Annotated in this window: 17 protein-coding genes; 11 read left to right on the forward strand and 6 right to left on the reverse strand. The window is 67.5% G+C overall.

Annotated elements, in window-relative coordinates:
• On the reverse strand, nucleotides 1-928 hold a 928-nt coding region (locus tag ACR2JI_RS06375; protein WP_526389179.1), incomplete at its 3' end, for a cytosine permease.
• Between the two features lie 50 nt (nucleotides 929-978).
• On the opposite strand from ACR2JI_RS06375, the gene ACR2JI_RS06380 reads away from it, so the two are divergent.
• Entirely contained in the window at nucleotides 979-1,746 is a 768-nt protein-coding gene (locus ACR2JI_RS06380) for a CPBP family intramembrane glutamic endopeptidase (protein WP_526389181.1), read from the forward strand.
• A gap of 52 nt (nucleotides 1,747-1,798) precedes the next feature.
• Here the strand turns inward: ACR2JI_RS06380 and ACR2JI_RS06385 are convergent, their stop codons facing one another.
• The 4 genes from ACR2JI_RS06385 to ACR2JI_RS06400 form a co-directional block, all read right to left on the reverse strand.
• The gene (locus ACR2JI_RS06385; RefSeq protein WP_526389207.1) at nucleotides 1,799-2,071 is read right to left on the reverse strand and encodes a GlsB/YeaQ/YmgE family stress response membrane protein; all 273 of its coding nucleotides are present in this window, start codon (nucleotides 2,069-2,071) and stop codon (nucleotides 1,799-1,801) included.
• A 134-nt stretch (nucleotides 2,072-2,205) separates the two neighbouring features.
• Nucleotides 2,206-3,207, reverse strand: a complete 1,002-nt coding sequence (locus tag ACR2JI_RS06390; RefSeq protein ID WP_526389183.1) for an APA family fibronectin-binding glycoprotein — start codon at nucleotides 3,205-3,207, stop codon at nucleotides 2,206-2,208.
• Between the two features lie 66 nt (nucleotides 3,208-3,273).
• The gene (locus ACR2JI_RS06395; protein ID WP_526389185.1) at nucleotides 3,274-4,404 is read right to left on the reverse strand and encodes a sulfate/molybdate ABC transporter ATP-binding protein; all 1,131 of its coding nucleotides are present in this window, start codon (nucleotides 4,402-4,404) and stop codon (nucleotides 3,274-3,276) included.
• The gene (locus ACR2JI_RS06400) at nucleotides 4,404-5,207 is read right to left on the reverse strand and encodes an ABC transporter permease (RefSeq protein ID WP_526389187.1); all 804 of its coding nucleotides are present in this window, start codon (nucleotides 5,205-5,207) and stop codon (nucleotides 4,404-4,406) included. The genes ACR2JI_RS06395 and ACR2JI_RS06400 overlap by 1 nt, the downstream gene beginning before the upstream one ends.
• A gap of 92 nt (nucleotides 5,208-5,299) precedes the next feature.
• Between ACR2JI_RS06400 and ACR2JI_RS06405 the strand changes: the two genes are divergently transcribed.
• From ACR2JI_RS06405 to ACR2JI_RS06420, 4 genes are all read left to right on the forward strand, one after another.
• Nucleotides 5,300-5,971, forward strand: coding sequence for an SDR family oxidoreductase (locus ACR2JI_RS06405; RefSeq protein WP_526389189.1), 672 nt, complete (start codon nucleotides 5,300-5,302; stop codon nucleotides 5,969-5,971).
• Nucleotides 5,972-6,003: 32 nt separating this feature from the next.
• On the forward strand, nucleotides 6,004-6,921 hold the full coding sequence (locus ACR2JI_RS06410; RefSeq protein ID WP_526389191.1) for an LLM class F420-dependent oxidoreductase: 918 nt from the start codon (nucleotides 6,004-6,006) through the stop codon (nucleotides 6,919-6,921).
• Nucleotides 6,922-6,994: 73 nt separating this feature from the next.
• A complete protein-coding gene (gene ndh, locus ACR2JI_RS06415) occupies nucleotides 6,995-8,392 on the forward strand; it encodes a type II NADH:quinone oxidoreductase Ndh (protein ID WP_526389193.1) in 1,398 nt (465 codons plus the stop codon).
• Between the two features lie 74 nt (nucleotides 8,393-8,466).
• Complete coding sequence (locus ACR2JI_RS06420) at nucleotides 8,467-9,777, forward strand: sensor histidine kinase (RefSeq protein WP_526389209.1); 1,311 nt, start codon at nucleotides 8,467-8,469, stop codon at nucleotides 9,775-9,777.
• Between the two features lie 4 nt (nucleotides 9,778-9,781).
• Here the strand turns inward: ACR2JI_RS06420 and ACR2JI_RS06425 are convergent, their stop codons facing one another.
• Entirely contained in the window at nucleotides 9,782-10,165 is a 384-nt protein-coding gene (locus tag ACR2JI_RS06425) for a PaaI family thioesterase (RefSeq protein ID WP_526389211.1), read from the reverse strand.
• 129 nt (nucleotides 10,166-10,294) lie between these two features.
• Between ACR2JI_RS06425 and ACR2JI_RS06430 the strand changes: the two genes are divergently transcribed.
• From ACR2JI_RS06430 to ACR2JI_RS06455, 6 genes are all read left to right on the forward strand, one after another.
• Entirely contained in the window at nucleotides 10,295-10,678 is a 384-nt protein-coding gene (locus ACR2JI_RS06430; protein ID WP_526389195.1) for a BlaI/MecI/CopY family transcriptional regulator, read from the forward strand.
• Between the two features lie 42 nt (nucleotides 10,679-10,720).
• Nucleotides 10,721-11,620 carry a M56 family metallopeptidase gene (locus ACR2JI_RS06435; protein WP_526389197.1) on the forward strand — a complete coding sequence of 300 codons (900 nt, stop codon included), beginning with the start codon at nucleotides 10,721-10,723 and terminating at the stop codon, nucleotides 11,618-11,620.
• 39 nt (nucleotides 11,621-11,659) lie between these two features.
• Nucleotides 11,660-13,123 carry an NADP-dependent phosphogluconate dehydrogenase gene (gene gnd, locus ACR2JI_RS06440; RefSeq protein WP_526389199.1) on the forward strand — a complete coding sequence of 488 codons (1,464 nt, stop codon included), beginning with the start codon at nucleotides 11,660-11,662 and terminating at the stop codon, nucleotides 13,121-13,123.
• Between the two features lie 101 nt (nucleotides 13,124-13,224).
• On the forward strand, nucleotides 13,225-15,720 hold the full coding sequence (locus ACR2JI_RS06445) for a glycogen/starch/alpha-glucan phosphorylase (RefSeq protein ID WP_526389201.1): 2,496 nt from the start codon (nucleotides 13,225-13,227) through the stop codon (nucleotides 15,718-15,720).
• A gap of 33 nt (nucleotides 15,721-15,753) precedes the next feature.
• Nucleotides 15,754-17,217, forward strand: coding sequence for a GuaB1 family IMP dehydrogenase-related protein (locus ACR2JI_RS06450; RefSeq protein WP_526389203.1), 1,464 nt, complete (start codon nucleotides 15,754-15,756; stop codon nucleotides 17,215-17,217).
• 41 nt (nucleotides 17,218-17,258) lie between these two features.
• The coding region (locus ACR2JI_RS06455; RefSeq protein WP_526389205.1) for a CNNM domain-containing protein at nucleotides 17,259-18,136 on the forward strand (878 nt) is incomplete at its 3' end.

The following is an 18,136-nucleotide window of genomic DNA, read 5'->3' on the forward strand; positions in this document are numbered from 1 at the left end:
GACCGGCGCTGCCGACGAGCGCTGCCAAGACCACCGGGGCCAGCAGCCAACCGGGTACGCCGCTGACCAGTCCGGCCGGAAAACTGTTCTCGTCGAACAGAATCGACGAAACATAGGCACCCCATAGCGTCGGTATGAGCAAGCCGATCAGTAAGCCGATGAACATACCGGCCAGCAACCGGCCGGGCCGATGCCGTCGCGGTGAGATGTAGCGCGTCCAGTCTCCAGTCTGAGTGACATAGGACACCGGCCCCGCGATGCCGGCGGTCAACGCCGCCAGCATCCAGGTCGACCAGAACGAACCCAGCGCGTAGGCGTCGGGGGCACCGGAGTACATCGCGTCGAACTGATCGGCCAACCCGATCACCGTGAGCAGCATCGCGGCGCCGACCACCACAACGATGGCGGTGTTGACTCGCAGGAGCCAGCGGTAGCCGTAGATCGCCACCACCGCCACCGCCACGGCGAGAACTGCGTACCCCGCGATGTCACCGACCACAGATTCCTCGCTGCCGGTCAACCGGTACACCACGGCCACCAGAGCTTCACCGCCTGTCCAGACGGTCAGCGCGACGTATCCCATGCACAGCAACAAACCGATGACTGATGCCACCAGTCGTCCGCGCACGCCGAAGTAGGCGCCGGAGGCCACTGAGTTATTGGTCGCAGCGCGGTAGCCCAGCAGGGCCATCGGCGTCACGGCCAGGGCGCCAAGGGCGGTGCCTGCCACGATCGCCGTCACACTGGCCCACCAACTGAGCCCGTAGAGGATGGCCAGCCAGCCGAAAACGCCCACCGAGAGCGCCATATTGCCGCCCCACAGGATGGATACGACATCACCTGGACCGGAGGTCCTGGCGGCGTCGGGAATGGTCTCGACGCCGTACTGCTCGATTCCGGTATCGGTGCTGCTCGCTGCGGTGTTCACGCCGTCACCCTAGGGTCTGCGAAGGCCTCCAGGCGTACAATGGGGAGCAAATGTCGGACTGTATCGGGGTTGCTCAGCAACCCCATCCCGCGGTGGCCCAATTGGCCGCCCTGCACCACTTCCGCACCTACCTCGATATCGGGGTGGTGGTCGTCGTGCTGGCGATCTCCAACCTGATCGCCCACTTCACCACGTCCTGGGCAAGTGTCGCGACCGTCCCCGTCGTCGCCGTTGCGCTGGTCCTCCTGGTTCGCGCCCGCGGACTGGGCTGGGCTGAACTCGGACTCGGCCGGGAGCACTGGAAGTCCGGCGCCGGCTACGCGCTGGCCGCCGTCGGACTGGTCCTCAGCGTCATCGTCGTGGGCGCACTGCTGCCATGGACCCGGCCGATGTTCCTCAATGACCGGTACGCCACCCTGTCCGGGGCGTTGATGGCCTCAATGATCGTGATCCCGTTGCAGACCGTCATCCCTGAGGAGTTGGCGTTCCGCGGCGTCTTGCACGGTGCGCTGAACCGGGCCTGGGGCATCCGCGGTGTCGCGGCCGGTGGCTCACTGCTGTTCGGCATGTGGCATATCGCCTCCTCACTGGGCCTGACGAGTGGCAACGTCGGTTTCACCCGGGTGCTCGGCGGCGGGGTCGCGGGCATGGTGGCCGGGGTGGTGCTGGCGGTGCTGGCCACCGGTGCGGCCGGGTTCGTCTTCACCTGGCTGCGCCGTCGCAGCGGCAGCCTGATAGCCCCGATCGCACTGCACTGGTCGCTCAACGGTATGGGAGCGCTGGCGGCCGCACTTGTATGGCACATGTCCGCCGGTTAGCGAAAGCGGCGGGGGCAGAAGCGAATTCGGTGACGAGTGAGGCGCGCAGGACCTAGACCTTGCGGCCCGACGCCGACCGGTAGATCAGCAGCAGAATCACCGCACCCACTAACGCGCCCAGGAATGAGTGCTTGATCGGCGGGGTGATGTCGAACTGATGTGGCGCAAAGACCAGGCTGCCCAGGGTGCCGCCGACCCAGCCGCCGGCGATACCGAGCAGGCTGGTGGTGAACCAGCCCAGGTTGACACTGCCGGGAACCACCAGTTTCGCGACCCAGCCCACGATGAGGCCCAGCAGAAGCATCCAGATGATGTCGAGGATCATGTCGAACACCCTTCGAGTAGACGAGCACTGCCGGACACAGCCGCCCGGCCATCTCTCAGGTATAGCGGGTGCCGATAACGACCAGACCCCCACGAGGGCTACGAACAGAGCTACAAAAAAGGGCGTAGGCCGGCTCAGCCGCCCGGCATCATCTCCGGAACCGGCGTCTCGACCGGGATGGGGACGCCGATCCGGTTCCCCGGCGCAGGCGGGGGTGGCGGCGGCGCGTTGGGGTCCGGCGGAGGCGCGGCCGGTGCGGTGTAGGGCCGGATCGAATTGGCCAGAGCCTTGGCCGCGACGGCGTCGACCGGATCCTTGGAGGTTCCCAGCCAGACCACGAACCAGCGGCTTCCGATCGCATGCGACTGTGGGCTGCCGGCGACACCAACCACCCCGGCCCAGATCTGGCCGTTGGGCTTATTGGTGTCGGAGAACTTCACATCGTAGGAAGCCGCGGATCCCGGGAGGTCCGCCGCCTGCAGGACGGATGACTGCTGATTGATCCGGGTTCCGGGGAACGGCATGAAGAATTCGCCCATATCGGACGCCAACCGGACGGCCGCCTTGGCATTGTCCGGTTCGGCGCCGGCGAACAACTTCAGGTCGAGCCGGCCCAGCAGGATGCTGGTGTCATTGGCGGTCGGGGCGGCCTGGCCAGGCTGGGCCGGTCCGGTCTGCTTGAGCAGCAGGGCCTGGCCGTAGCTCAGCCGCGACGCGTCGGCCACCTCCCAGCCGGCCGGCAGGAGATAGCTGAAACCGCCGGCGGCGTTGGTGACCCGCCCGGGCTCCGGAGCCGGAGCCAGCGGGACGACCGGCGCGTTCGGGTCGGCAGGAATCGGGGCCGGGGCATTCGGATCAAACGGTGCCGGAGCCGGGTTGACCGGCGCATTCGGATCCGCCGGCGGCGGTGCGGGCGCAATAGGGGCATTCGGATCTACCGGTGCCGGCGAGTCCGGTGCGGGAGCCGGCGAGGCGGGCACCGCGGGGGCTGCCGTGGTCGGTGACGGCGGTACCGGATCGGCCGCTGCCTCCATCGGGGGCAGGGCGATCGTGATGACGGTGGCGCCTGCCACCGCGCTGGCTGCGAGCGCGGTCCACAGGCCCGGGCGTCGTGAACTCGGGTCCGGCTGGATCATGGCGAAAAACCTACCGTGTTACAGCCGTGACGCAAGTGTGCTGGTCTGCAGTGTCGGCCTGCGAGTTCACTGCGGATGCGCTGTTGGCTGCTCCCGTGCGGAGGTCGCCGCATGCACGGTGACGCCCTGGGTCTTGACGGTGAACCACACCCGCTCCCCGACGATCAGCCGCAGATCCGCGACCGCATCACCGGTGACGTCGGCCGCCAGACCCGGGGTGCCGTCGTCCTGCTCCCCCATCCGCACCCGCACCACCGACCCGCTGGCCTCGATCTCGGCGATCGGTCCGCTGATGCTGTTGCGCGGGCTGCCCTGGGGCTGCTGCCGGAACACTGCGACCGCCGCCGGAGCGAACACCGCGACCGCATCCTGACCGATGGCACCGTTGGCATGGTCACCGGCCGGCTGGTGGGACTCGATGCCGTGCCACATCTGCCCGGTCGGGGTGCGCAGCAGGCCGGGTCCGACCCGGACCCCACGCACCAGGTTCAACCCGGCGATCCGGGCACCGAAACCGCTGCGCGGCGCGGCCAGAACCCGGCCGACGGGGCCAACCTCCACCACCCGGCCGCCGTCGAGAACCATTACCCGCCCGGCCAGTGCGAGCACGTCGAGCACATCGTGGGTGATCAGTAGAACCGGACGCGAACCCGCAGTGAACACCTGCCGCAACACCGCGCGGGCCGTCGCCGCAGCCGAGACGTCGAGCCCCGACAGCGGCTCATCGAGGATCAGCACGTCCGGATCAGCAGCCAGCGCCCTGGCCAGCGCCACCCGCTGCGCCTGGCCACCGGAGATCTCGGCGGGCCTGCGGTCGGCCAGGTCAGCGATGCCGACCGCCTCCAACCAGCCGCGCGCACCGGCCCGCGCCCGGGCGCGGTCGGTATGCCGCCGGGCGGCGAACTCCACATTGCCCAGCACCCGCAGATGCGGGAACAGCAGCGGGTCCTGATGCAGCAGTCCGACCCGTCGATCGTGGGTGGGCACCGACACCCCGCGGGAGGTGTCGGTCAGGGTCCGGTCCCCGATCCGCACCATTGCGGAGTCAGCGTCGAGCAGGCCGGCGATCACCGCGGCGGTCGTGGATTTACCGGCGCCGTTGGGCCCCAGCACCGCCAGCACCTCACCGGCTGCCACCGAGAACCCGACATCGAGCCCGCGGTCGACGACGGTCGCCCGGACATGAAGATCAGGCATCAGCCACCCCGGCCGTTCAGCCGGCGCGCGCCCAGCCCCACCACGACGACCGCTGCGACGGCGATCAGCAGGATCGACAGCGCAACCGCAGCCGCGGGATCACTCTCCCGCACCAGGTAGATCTCCAGCGGCAGGGTCCGGGTCACGCCCTGACGGGAACCCGCGAAGGTCAGCGTGGCCCCGAACTCGCCGAGCGCGCGGGCGAAGGCCAGCACGGCGCCGGACAGCAGCCCCGGCCCCAGCAGTGGCAGCGTCACCCGCCACCACACCGTCGACGGCCGGGCGCCGAGGGTCGCTGCCACCGAGTCGTAATCGGATCCCGCGGTGCGGGCGGCGCCCTCCAGTGCGATGACGAGGAACGGCAGTGAGACGAACGTTTGGGCCAGCACAACCGCGGTCGTGGTGAACGCGATACGGATTCCGGCCGCCTCCAGGTACCCGCCGAGCAGACCGAGACGACCGAACGCGTAGAGCAGGGCAAGACCGCCGACCACCGGGGGCAGGACCAGCGGCAGCAGCACCACCGGCCGAAGCACCCGGGTCAACCGGCCGCTGTGGCGTGCCAGCACCAGCGCCAACGGCACGCCCAGCAGCAGACACAGCAGCGTGCTGGCAGCGGCGGTCCGCAGGCTGAGCAGCAGGGCGGCCCGTGCGGCCGGACTGCCGACCAGGGTTCCCAGCTGTGACCAGTCGACCTTGACCGCCATCGCCACCAGTGGCAGTACCACGAACGCCACGCCGACCGCCGCGGGAAGATAGACCCAGCGCGGCAGCGACACTCTCCGCGCCCGCCTCGGCCTCATGCCGGTTCACCCTAGGGTCTGAGGCGGGCGGTGTCCGGATGCCCGCCGCTACCGTCGAGTAACCTTCCTCCCGAACCCTTCAGGAGGCAGCGATGGACGTGCTGGTCGCCGGAGCCGACAGCCAGCTTGGACGTACGGTTGCGGAAGCATGCAGGGCCGCGGGCCATCAGGTCGTGGTCAGCGGTATGCGCCGCGATGAGCTCGAGCTCGTCGCGAAGGAGCTCGACGTCGACGCGATCGTGTGTGATCCCACCGATCCGGCCGGCCTCGCCGAGGCCAAGCTGCGCTTTCCGCAGCACCTGGACACCATCATCAGCGTGCCGGTCCCTGCCGGACTCGACGGCGATCCGCGGGCGTACAACCTGGGTGAGACCGCAGCGGCATGGCGCTCGGCGTTCGACCGGATCGTGATCGCGGCCGTGCTGACCGTCCAGGCCGCAGGTGACAACCTGCGCTCGGGTGGATCCATCGTCACCGTGGTGCCGGACAGCGCCACCGACTCCGGACCCGAGGGCGCCGCGAAGTCGGCCCTGGCGAACTGGACCGCCGGGGTGGCCGACCATTTCGGTACCCGAGGCATCACGATCAATACGGTCGCCTGCGGCCGGGCCACCCTGCCCGGGTACGACGGACTCGGCGGGCACGCGCCCCAGACGAACGATGAGATCGCTCGGCTGGCGTTGTTCCTGACTACTCCCGCGGCCCGGCACATCACCGGGCAGACCCTGCATGTGGGCAGGGGCGCGGCGGTCGCATTCCGGTAGCGCGGCCCGGAGGCCTGGCTAGAGTCGTCGATGTGACCATCCGACTCGGTTTCCAGATTCCCAATTTCAGCTACGGCACCGGTGTCGCCGAGCTGTTTCCCACAGTTGTGGCGCAGGCCACCGAAGCCGAGGCCGCCGGATTCGATGCGGTGTTCGTGATGGACCACTTCTACCAACTTCCGATGCTGGGCGCCCCCGAGGAGCCGATGCTGGAGGCCTATACCGCGCTGGGTGCGCTGGCCACCGCCACCGAGCGGGTTCTGCTCGGCACCCTGGTCACCGGCAACACCTATCGCAACCCCACCCTGCTGGCCAAGATCATCACCACCTTGGACGTCATCAGTGGTGGCCGCGCGGTGCTGGGAATCGGAACCGGGTGGTTCGAACTCGAGCACGATCAACTGGGGTATGACTTCGGCACCTTCACCGAGCGGTTCGCCAAGCTCGACGAGGCACTCGAGATCATCCTGCCGATGATCGCCGGCGATCGGGTGACCTTCTCCGGCCGGTACTACCGGACCGAGCAGGCGCTTGCGGTGCCGCGCTACCGCGACCACATCCCGCTGATGATCGGCGGCAGCGGAGAAAAGAAGACCTTCGGCCTGGCCGCCCGTTACTTCGATCACCTCAACCTGATCGCCGCGATTCCCGAGTTGCCCGCAAAATTGGAGGCCCTGGCCCGCCGCTGTGACGAAATCGATCGGGACCGCTCGACGCTGGAGACCAGCGTTCTGCTCACCGCGATCCCCGATCCCGCATTCACCGATGACATGATCCCGGCGGAGATGCGCGGCCGGGTGGTCGTGGGCAGCCCCGACCGGATCGCCGAGGTGGTCAAGACCAGCGTGATCGACGCCGGCGTCGACGGTGTGATCCTCAACATTCCGAATCACCGCGCCGGGTCGATCACCGCCGTCGGCGAGGCCCTGGCGGGCGTCATGCGGTCCTGACCCGACGCGACGCCGGCAGAATGGGCGACTACCGTGGAAGGGTCAGATTGCCGCGACACAGGAGCGAAGAACGATGACCCACCCAGGTGCTACGTCGACGGATAAGCACAAGGTCGTCATCATCGGCTCGGGGTTCGGCGGGCTGAAGGCCGCCAAGAGCCTCAAGCGGGCCGACGTCGACATCAAGATGATCGCAAAAACCACCCACCATCTGTTCCAGCCGCTGCTCTACCAGGTCGCAACCGGCATCATCTCGGAGGGCGAGATCGCCCCGCTGACCCGCGTGGTGCTGCGCAACAACAAGAACTGCCAGGTCGTCCTCGGCGAGGTCACCGATATCGATCTGACCAATCAGACCGTGGACTCGGTGCTGCTCGGGCACACCTACCGGACCCCGTACGACACCCTGATAGTCGCCGCCGGCGCGGGACAGTCCTATTTCGGCAACGACCACTTCGCCGAGTGGGCGCCCGGGATGAAGACCATCGACGACGCCCTGGAATTGCGCGGGCGCATCCTCGGAGCCTTCGAGCAGGCCGAGCGTTCCAGCGACCCCGAACGCCGGGCCAAGCTGCTGACCTTCGTCGTCGTGGGCGCCGGACCAACCGGTGTGGAGATGGCCGGTCAGATCGCCGAACTCGCCGATCACACCCTCAAGGGCGCATTCCGCCATATCGACTCGACCAAGGCCCGGGTGATCCTGCTCGACGCCGCCTCGGCGGTGCTGCCGCCGATGGGTGAGAAGCTCGGCCGCAAGGCCGCCGCCCGGCTGCAGAAGCTCGGTGTCGAAATCCGGCTCGGCGCCATGGTGACAGATGTGGACCGCAACGGGATCACCGTCCAGCACGGCGACGGCACCCACGACCGCATCGAGTGCGCCACCAAGGTGTGGTCGGCCGGAGTTGCGGCCAGCCCACTGGCCAGGATCATCGCCGAGCAGTCCGGGGCCGAGATCGACCGGGCCGGCCGGATCAAAGTGCTGCCCGATCTCACCGTTCCCGGACATCCGAACGTCTTCGCGGTCGGCGACATGGTGCAGATCGAGGGTGTGCCCGGTCAGGCCCAGGGCGCCATCCAGGGAGCCAAATACGCGGCCAAGCTGCTCAAGGCCGAGCTCAAGGGTGCCGATCCGGCGATGCGCGAGCCCTTCCAGTATTTCGACAAGGGCTCGATGGCCACGGTGTCGCGATACTCCGCAGTGGCCAAGGTCGGCCCGCTGGAGTTCGGTGGGTTCATCGCCTGGCTGGCCTGGCTGTTCCTGCACCTGATCTACCTGGTCGGCTTCCGCGCCCGGCTGACCACCGCGCTGTCCTGGGTCGGCACGTTCGTCGGCAGCCAGCGCGGACAGCTGACCGTCACCGAGCAGCAGGCCTATGCCCGGACCCGTATCGAGCAGCTCGAGGAGATCGCCGCCGCGGTGGAGGATGCCGAGATCGAAGCGGAGATCTCGGCCGAGATCGCGGCCTCGTAGCCACCCCTCGTGTCCGTGACTCCGTAGTGGTCAAACCCGACGAACTCGTCTACCGGATGCTGCAGCGCCTGCCGATCCGGATGCTCTCGCTGCGCACCATCGTCACCGTCGCCGCACTGAGCGTCGTCGCACTCGTCCTGACCCTCGGTGTCTGGGTGTGGGTGGGCGTGACCAACGACCAGTACAGCCAGTTGGACCGCCGCCTCGACTCGGTGAGCAGCCTCGGCGACTTCAGCACCCTGCTCTCGGCTCCGCCCGCACCGGGCACCCCGATGCCTGACGGCAATCTGGTGCGCACGGTCCGCGTCGGAGCGATGGAGATGTCGGTGCCCAACGGAATCCTGCTGCCGAAGCTGGCCGATGGATATGCCAACACCTCGATCAACGGCGTCGAGTACCGCGTGCGCACCTTCTCGGTGGGCACCGCCTCGATCGCACTGGGTGCGCCACTGGCCGAAACCCAAAGGCGGATAGCCGAATTGCACTGGCGGGTGCTGATCATCTGCGGCGGTGTGATCATCGGCACCGTTGTCGTTGGCTGGTTTTTCTCGCTGATCATGATCGATCCGTTCCGGCTGTTGGCACAGCAGGCGCGCGCGATCAACGCGCAGTCCAAACCCGAGGAGGTTCAGGTCCGCGGCGTCAGCGAGGCCGTCGAGATCGGCGAGGCGGTCGAAGGCATGCTCGCCCGGATCGGCGACGAACAGGTCCGGACCAGAGCGGCGCTGGAATCGGCCCGCGACTTCGCCGCGGTGGCCTCCCACGAGTTGCGCACCCCGCTGACGGCGATGCGGACCAACCTCGAGGTGCTGTCCACCCTGGAGTTGGAACCCGATCAGCGCGCCGAGGTCATCGGCGACACCGTCCGCACCCAGAGCCGGATCGAGGCCACCCTGACCGCACTGGAACGGCTCGCGCAGGGCGAGCTCACCACCGCTGACGACTTCGTCCCCTTCGATATCGCCGAACTGCTTGACCGTGCCGCTCACGACGCCGAGCGCACCTACCCCGACCTGGTGGTGTCACTGGTGCCGTCGCCGGCGGTGCTGATGGTGGGCCTTCCGGTGGGCTTACGACTGGTGATCGACAACGCCATCGCCAACGCCGTCAAACACGGCGGAGCCACCGAGGTGCGATTGGCCGTCGCCAGCTCCGCGGACGGAGTCCGGATCACCGTCGACGATAACGGCAGCGGGGTCCCGGAATCGGAGCGCGCCGCGGTCTTCGATCGGTTCGCGCGCGGATCAACGGCATCACGCTCAGGTTCCGGACTCGGCTTGGCTCTCGTCGCGCAGCAGGCCGAATTACACGGCGGCACAGCGCAATTGGCGACCAGCCCGCTCGGCGGCGCCCAACTGGTTCTGCAGCTGGCGGGACGGCCCTAGCAGATCAGCGTTCGGCCAGGTTCTGCAGCCGCACCTGCCCGCGGGCGATGAGCCGCTCGCTGTCGTCATGGATCGTCACCAGCCACAGCTGCTGCAACCGGCCGCGGTGGATCGGCTCGGAGACCCCGAAGACGGTTCCCTCGGTGACGGCGCGCAGAAAATCGGTGCTGTTGTTGACACCGACGACGTTGCCGCCGCCGTTCTCGCTGAGCCACAGATGGGCCGACACACTGGCCATCGACTCCACCACAGCGCACCACACCCCGCCGTGGACGATGCCCATCGGCTGATGCAGGTGCGGTTTGACCGTCAGGTGCGCCTTGACGCCATCGGTCGACAATTCGGTGTAGGTCAGGCCGATCTCGGTGTCGAACGGGGCCGGCGGCATCTCCTCGGGTTGCACGGGTTCGTGTCTACACCGGCCGCATCTTCGGGTGCTGACCACCCCGGCGGATCGTCTGTTACGACGCTCCGTAGTAAGTGCGGGTACGCTGATCGGCAATGGGACCGGTGTGGTGTGGCGAGACTTAATCGCCTCGGCGAATTAGAACGTGCCGTGATGGACCATCTGTGGTCCAGCGGCGAGCCGTTGACCGTTCGCCAGGTGCACGAGGCACTGCGCACCCAGCGGGAACTCGCCTACACCACCGTGATGACCGTCCTGCAGCGGCTGGCCCGCAAGAACCTCGTCGTTCAGATCCGCGATGACCGGGCGCACCGGTATGCGGCGGCCTACGGCCGCGACGAACTGGTGGCCGGCCTGATGGTCGAGGCACTGCACCAGGCCGCCGACTCCGGCGATCGCCAGGCCGCACTGGTGCACTTCGTCGAGCGGGTCGGTGCGGAAGACGCCGACGCGCTGCGCCGGGCCCTCGATGAACTCGAGGCCAATAAGCAGTAAGCCGCTGGCGTCCACCGCACCCTCTAGGGAAGACTGTCGGGCGTGTCCGCGCTGGCTTTCATCGCTGTGGCGATCGTCCTCGCCGGTCCGGTGCCCGCGCTGCTCGCCCGGGCGTCCTGGCCGATGCGGGCGCCACGCGCCGCCGTAGTGCTGTGGCAGTCGATCGCGATCGCCGCCGTGCTGTCGGCATTCAGCGCCGGACTGGCTATCACCGCGCGTCTGTTGGTACCGGGGCCGGCACCGGGCTGGCCGCTCCGGCTGACATCGGTATGCGTCCTCCTGCTCACCGTGCTGATCGGCGCCCGCCTCGCAATTGCGGTCCTGCGGGTGGCGATCAGCACCCGCCGGCAACGCTCCAGGCACCGCACTGTCGTCGACCTGCTCGGCGAGTGCCCGCACCAGATGGACCGCCGGCTGGAAGGGGTGCGGGTGCTGCAGGTGGCCGAACCGCTGGCCTACTGCCTGCCCGGGGTGCGCAGCCGGGTAGTGCTCAGCCGCGGAACGCTGACCAACCTGAGCGACGCTGAACTGTCCGCCATCCTGCGCCACGAACGGGCCCATCTGCGGGCCCGTCACGATCTGGTCCTCGAGGCGTTCATCGCGGTCCACACCGCCTTCCCGCGGTTCGTCCGAAGCCGTAACGCACTGAACGCCGTGGGCCTGCTGATCGAACTCCTCGCCGACGACGCCGCAGTCCGGGTCACCGGGCCGCGGCCGCTGGCGCGGGCGCTGGTTACCTGTGCAGCGGGACCCACGCCGGCCGGCGCGATGGCGGCCGGCGGACCCACAACCGTGATCCGGGTACGGCGATTGTGCGGGGCGCCGAACAGTCTGGTCCTGTCAGTGTCGGCATACCTGGCCGCGGCAGCGGTCTTTGCCATCCCGACCGTAACGATCGCGGTCCCCTGGCTCACCGAGCTCTCCCGCCTGTTGTTCATCTGATCGACTCCCTCGCGACAACCCGCACCCGAAAGGCGCTTGATGAGCTCCTCGCATACCCCCGCGAACACCCCGACCGCACAGATCGGTGTCACCGGGCTGGCGGTGATGGGTTCCAACATCGCCCGCAACTTCGCCCGGCACGGGTATACCGTCGCGCTACACAACCGGTCGGTCGCCAAGACCGACGCTCTGCTGGCCGAGCACGGCTCCGACGGCACGTTCGTGCGGTCGGAATCCGTCGAGGAGTTCCTGGCTGCGTTGGAAAAGCCGCGCCGGGTTCTCATCATGGTCAAGGCCGGTGAGGCCACCGACGCGGTGATCAGCGAATTGGCCGATGCCATGGAGCCGGGCGACATCATCATCGACGGCGGCAACGCACTCTTCACCGACACCATCCGCCGCGAGAAGGCGATGCGGGAGCGCGGGCTGCACTTCGTCGGCGCCGGAATCTCCGGCGGCGAAGAGGGCGCTCTCAACGGTCCCTCGATCATGCCGGGTGGACCGAAGGAGTCCTACACGTCGTTGGGGCCGCTTCTGGAGGAGATCTCCGCCCACGTCGACGGCGTCCCGTGCTGCACCCACATCGGGCCGGACGGCGCCGGGCACTTCGTCAAGATGGTGCACAACGGTATCGAGTACTCCGATATGCAGCTCATCGGTGAGGCCTACCAGCTGCTGCGCGACGGCCTCGGGCTGACCGCCGGTGAGATCGCCGCGGTGTTCACCGAGTGGAACTCCGGCGATCTGGACAGCTACCTGGTCGAGATCACCGCCGAGGTGCTGCGCCAGGTCGATGCCAAGACCGGTAAGCCCCTCGTCGACGTCATCGTCGATGAGGCCGAGCAGAAGGGCACCGGCCGTTGGACGGTGAAGTCCGCACTCGACCTGGGCGTGCCGGTGACCGGTATCGCCGAGGCCGTGTTCGCCCGCGCGCTGTCGGGATCAGTCCCCCAGCGTCGCGCCGCCGCCGGCATGGCGTCCGGAAAACTCGGCGAACGACCCACCGACACACAGCAATTCACCGACGATGTGCGCCGGGCGCTGTACGCCTCGAAGATCGTCGCCTACGCCCAGGGCTTCAACCAGATCCAGGCCGGATCAGCGGAATACAACTGGGGCGTCACCCCCGGCGATCTGGCAACCATCTGGCGCGGCGGCTGCATCATCCGGGCGAAGTTCCTCAACCGCATCAAGGAGGCGTTCGACGGTGACCCGGATCTGCCGACCCTGATCGCCGCCCCGTATTTCCGCACTGCGATCGAGTCGAGCGTGGACAGCTGGCGACGTGTGGTGGTCACCGCCACCGAACTGGGTATCCCGATCCCCGGTTTCTCCTCGGCGCTGTCCTATTACGACGGTCTACGCACCGATCGTCTGCCGGCGGCGCTGATCCAGGGCCAGCGCGACTTCTTCGGGGCCCACACCTACGGTCGCACCGACGCCGATCCGGCGGCCCGGTTCCACACTCAGTGGAGCGGGGACCGAAACGAGGTTCAGGCCTGAGCGTGTGACGTCCGGGAGTTCACCGGATCGACGCACGGCACTCTTCTGACCGAAACATCCCGGTGCCACACTCGCGGAACCTCGCGAGTAAGGAGATCACCGTGACCGACGTCGTCGACGCCGACTCAGAAGTTCCGCACGAGTCCAGCCGCACGGCACTGTCGGCTGATGCCCTTCGCCGGGCGATCAGCGACCATCTGCTGTACTCCATCGCCCGACCGTCGGCGGCGTTGACCCCCGAGCACTACTACCGGGCGCTGGCGCTGGCCGTGCGCGACCGCATGCAGCAGCGCTGGATGGCCACCACCCAGGACTGGCTTGATCTGTCCCACAAAGTGACCTGCTATCTGTCTGCGGAATTCCTGATGGGGCCCCAACTGGGCAACAACCTGCTCAACCTCGACATCGAGCAACAGGCCCGCCAAGCCCTGGCCGGACTCGGTCAGGACCTCGACGTGGTGCTGGCCTGCGAGGAGGAACCCGGTCTGGGCAACGGTGGCCTGGGCCGGCTGGCCGCCTGCTATCTGGACTCGCTGGCCACCCTGGAGCGGCCCTCGATCGGCTACGGGATCCGATACGAGTACGGCATCTTCGATCAGGAGATCCACGAGGGCTGGCAGGTGGAGAAGACCGACAACTGGTTGGTCAGCGGAAATCCCTGGGAGATCGACAAACCCGACGCAAGCTACATCGTGAACTGGGGCGGCCACACCGAGCAGTACGAGGATCTGGCCGGCCATCACCGGGTGCGCTGGACGCCGGATCAGATGATCAAGGGGGTTTCCTATGACACCCCCATCCAGGGTTACGGCGTCAACAACTGCAACACACTGACACTGTGGAGCGCCCGGCCGGTCGAGTCGTTCGCCCTCGAGGCGTTCAACACCGGCGACTTCTACAAGGCTGTTGAAGACGAGGTGGTGGCCGAGAAGGTCTCCAAGGTGCTTTATCCCAACGACGAGCCAGAGGTCGGCAAGCGGCTCCGGCTGCAGCAGCAGTACTTCTTCGTGAGCTGCTCGCTGCAGGACATCATCGCAATCCACCTCAACCGGGTCGGACTGCCACTGGAGGCGCTGCCGCAGAAATGGGCCATCCAGCTCAATGACACCCACCCGTCGATCGCGGTCGCCGAACTGATGCGGCTGCTGATCGATGATCACCGGCTCAGCTGGGAACAGGCCTGGGCGATCACCGTTCCCACCTTCGGTTACACCAACCACACCCTGCTGCCCGAAGCGCTGGAGACCTGGCCGTTGTCGATCTTCGCCGAATCGCTGCCCAGGCATATGGAGATCATCTACGAGATCAATGACCGGTTCCTCGATGAGGTGCGGGCCCGCTTCCCCGGCGATGACGAACGGCTGTCCCGGATGTCGATCATCGGTGAGCACGGCGGCAAGTGCGTGCGGATGGCACACCTGGCGACGGTCGGCAGCCACGCAGTCAACGGAGTCGCCGGACTGCATTCGGACTTGCTCAAAGCCAGTGTGCTGAAAGACTTTTTCCAGATGTGGCCGGAGCGGTTCGGCAATATCACCAACGGTGTGACACCTCGGCGATTCGTCGCACTGTCCAATCCGGGTCTGCGGGAACTGCTCGACGACACCCTCGGCGATGGCTGGCTGACCGATCTGGGCCAGCTCCGCCGACTTGAGGCGTATGTCGACGATCCCGCTTTCCGGCAACGCTGGCGCGAGGTCAAGCGGTCAAACAAACGCCGACTCGCCGAGTACGTGCATTCCAGCACCGGTATCGAGCTGGACCCCACCTGGATGTTCGACATCCAGGTCAAGCGGATCCACGAGTACAAGCGACAGCACCTCAACGTGCTGCACATCATCACCCTCTACAACCGGCTCAAGAAGAATCCCGGTCTGACGATCGCACCGCGCGCCTTCCTCTTCGGTGGCAAGGCCGCGCCGGGCTACTTCATGGCTAAACGGATCATCCGGCTCATCACAGCCGTGGGGGCGACGGTGAACAACGATCCGGATGTCAACCGGTTCATGAAGGTGGTCTTCCTGCCCAACTTCAATGTGCAGAACGCGCATCTGATCTACCCCGCCGCGAACCTCTCCGAGCAGATCTCCACCGCCGGTAAGGAAGCCTCCGGCACCGGCAACATGAAGTTCATGATCAACGGCGCGTTGACCATCGGCACCCTCGACGGTGCCAATGTGGAGATTCTCGAGGAAGCCGGGCCGGAGAACTTCTTCCTCTTCGGGATGACGGTCGACCAGGTAGAACGCCTGTGGGCGCAGGGATACCGGCCCGCCTCCTGTATCGAACGCGACCCGGAACTGGCCGAAGTGCTCGAGTTGATCGCCGCCGGTACCTTCACCCACGGTGACACCGAGGTGCTGCGCCCGGTGCTGGACAACCTGATCCACGATGATCCGTTCCTGGTGCTGGCCGACTATCGGTCCTACGTGGACTGCCAGGCCCGGGTCGGTGAGGCCTGGCGCGACCCCGACGCATGGTCACGAATGTCGATCCTGAACGCCGCTCGCAGCGGGAAGTTCTCCTCCGACCGCGCCATCGCCGAGTACTGCGACGCGATCTGGAATGTGCCGCCGATGTCGGTGCGACTGGACTGACCGCCCCGCCGGCGCTGGCCCTAGGCTGAGCGGGTGCGATTCCTCTCGGCTGACGCCGGCGGCGGCAACCGGCCGCCCTACGACCTGACCTACGAGGACGTCTTCATCGTCCCGAACCGCTCCGATGTGGTGTCCCGCTTCGATGTGGATCTGTCCACCAACGACGGCAGTGGCACCACCATTCCGGTGGTGGTGGCCAACATGACGGCGGTGGCAGGCCGGCGGATGGCCGAGACCGTCGCGCGGCGCGGCGGCATCGTGGTGCTCCCGCAGGACCTGCCGATCGAGGCGGTCCGCCACACCGTCGAGTTCGTGAAGAGTCGCGACCTGGTGGCCGACACCCCCGTCATCCTGGCGCCGGAGGACTCGGTGTCCGATGCGGTGGCTCTGATCCACAAGCGGGCGCACGGTGCGGCCGTGGTCGTCGCACCCGACCTGCCGGGCGGCCGGCCGATCGGACTGGTTGTCGAGGCCGCCACCGCCGGCGTGGACCGGTTCGCCCGGGTGCGCGACGTGGCGGTGTCCGACTTCGTCACCGCCCCGCTGCATACCGACCCGCGGCGGGTCTTCGAACTCCTCGAGCACGCCCCGGTCGATATCGCGGTGCTCACCGGACCGAACGGCGAATTGGCCGGCGTGCTCACCCGCACCGGCGCGGTGCGGGCCGGTATCTACACCCCCGCCGTCGACGAGTCCGGCCGGTTGCGGATCGCCGCGGCCGTCGGCATCAATGGCGATGTGGCCGCCAAGGCCGCGGCATTGGTGACCGCCGGTGTCGACGTGCTCGTCGTGGACACCGCCCACGGTCACCAGCTCAAGATGCTGGAGGCGATCAAGGCCGTCGCCGCGCTGGACCTGTGCATTCCGCTGGTTGCCGGCAACGTCGTCTCAGCCGCCGGCACCCGCGACCTGATCGCCGCGGGCGCATCCATCGTCAAGGTCGGCGTCGGCCCCGGTGCCATGTGCACCACCAGGATGATGACCGGGGTGGGGCGTCCGCAGTTCTCCGCCGTCCTCGAATGTGCGGCCGCGGCAACCGAACTCGGTGCTCATGTCTGGGCCGACGGCGGTGTGCGCCATCCCCGCGATGTCGCTCTCGCGCTGGCAGCAGGCGCCTCCAACGTCATGATCGGTTCCTGGTTCGCAGGTACCTACGAATCACCGGGCGATCTGATGGTCGATCGGTCCGGCCAGCTGTACAAGGAGAGTTTCGGGATGGCCTCCAAACGCGCGGTGGCCGCCCGCACAGCCGGCGAAGGCCCGTTCGATCGGGCCCGCAAGGCGCTGTTCGAGGAAGGCATCTCCAGCTCGCGGATGGCGCTGGATCCGGGCCGCGGCGGGGTCGAGGATCTCCTGGATCACATCACCTCCGGTGTGCGCAGCACCTGCACCTACGTCGGCGCAACCACGATTGCGGAACTGCACGCGCAGGCGGTCCTGGGCGTGCAGTCGGCGGCCGGATTCGCCGAGGGACACCCACTGCCAACCGGCTGGTAAACCCCCTTGCCGGGGCTTACCAGCTAATATGAGCGCACACCATGAGCGCCGTCCCGGTTCTGCTGAGTCTTCTCGGCTTCATCCTGCTCACCTTGGGCACCGCGGTGTTCGTGGCCGCCGAGTTCTCCCTGACAGCCCTGGAGCGCAGCACCGTCGACGCCAACGCGCGTACCGGCGGATCGCGGGACAAAATGGTCCAGCGCGCCCACCAGACGCTGTCCTTCCAACTCTCCGGCGCCCAGGTGGGCATCTCGATCACCACGCTGATCACCGGTTACCTGTCTGAACCGGTGATCGCGCAGCTGCTCAACCCGGTGATGGCGGCCATCGGCCTGCCGGACCGCGCGGTGGAGCCCGTTGCGCTGATCGTCGCCCTGTTCATCGCCACCTCGGTATCGATGGTGTTCGGCGAACTGGTCGCGCAGTACCTGGCGATCGCGGTACCGCTGCAGACCGCCCGCGTGGTCGCCGGTCCGCAGGTGCTGTTCTCGGCACTGATGACCCCGCTGATCCGGCTGACCAACGGGGCGGCCAACGCCATGCTCCGGCGGTTCGGCATCGAACCCGCCGACGAGCTCAGCTCGGCACGTTCACCGCAGGAATTGGTCTCGCTGGTCCGCACCTCGGCCAAACAGGGTGCACTGGACAAGCCCACCGCCGCTCTGGTCGACCGTTCGCTGCAGTTCGGCGCACGTAGTGCCGAGGAGTTCATGACGCCGCGGTCCATGATCGAATCGCTGGAGGCTGACGACACCGTCGGAGACCTGCTGGCCATGGTCCGCGACACCGGCCACTCCCGCTTCCCGGTCACCCGCGGCGACCTCGACGAGACCATCGGCGTCGTGCATCTCAAACAGGTATTCGAGGTGCCGCACGCCGATCGCGTCCGCACCCGGCTGGACAAGATCGCCAAAACCGT

It is taken from the genome of Mycobacterium sp. (assembly GCF_051006775.1).
Classification (GTDB): domain Bacteria; phylum Actinomycetota; class Actinomycetes; order Mycobacteriales; family Mycobacteriaceae; genus Mycobacterium.

Excerpts from the sequence above, each read along its gene's own strand:
- ACR2JI_RS06380 (WP_526389181.1), top strand. The coding sequence starts at position 979 with ATGTCGGACTGTATCGGGGTTGCTCAGCAACCCCATCCCGCGGTGGCC.
- ACR2JI_RS06385 (WP_526389207.1), bottom strand. The coding sequence starts at position 2,071 with ATGATCCTCGACATCATCTGGATGCTTCTGCTGGGCCTCATCGTGGGC.
- ACR2JI_RS06390 (WP_526389183.1), bottom strand. The coding sequence starts at position 3,207 with ATGATCCAGCCGGACCCGAGTTCACGACGCCCGGGCCTGTGGACCGCG.
- ACR2JI_RS06395 (WP_526389185.1), bottom strand. The coding sequence starts at position 4,404 with ATGCCTGATCTTCATGTCCGGGCGACCGTCGTCGACCGCGGGCTCGAT.
- ACR2JI_RS06400 (WP_526389187.1), bottom strand. The coding sequence starts at position 5,207 with ATGAGGCCGAGGCGGGCGCGGAGAGTGTCGCTGCCGCGCTGGGTCTAT.
- ACR2JI_RS06405 (WP_526389189.1), top strand. The coding sequence starts at position 5,300 with ATGGACGTGCTGGTCGCCGGAGCCGACAGCCAGCTTGGACGTACGGTT.
- ndh (WP_526389193.1), top strand. The coding sequence starts at position 6,995 with ATGACCCACCCAGGTGCTACGTCGACGGATAAGCACAAGGTCGTCATC.
- ACR2JI_RS06425 (WP_526389211.1), bottom strand. The coding sequence starts at position 10,165 with ATGCCGCCGGCCCCGTTCGACACCGAGATCGGCCTGACCTACACCGAA.
- gnd (WP_526389199.1), top strand. The coding sequence starts at position 11,660 with ATGAGCTCCTCGCATACCCCCGCGAACACCCCGACCGCACAGATCGGT.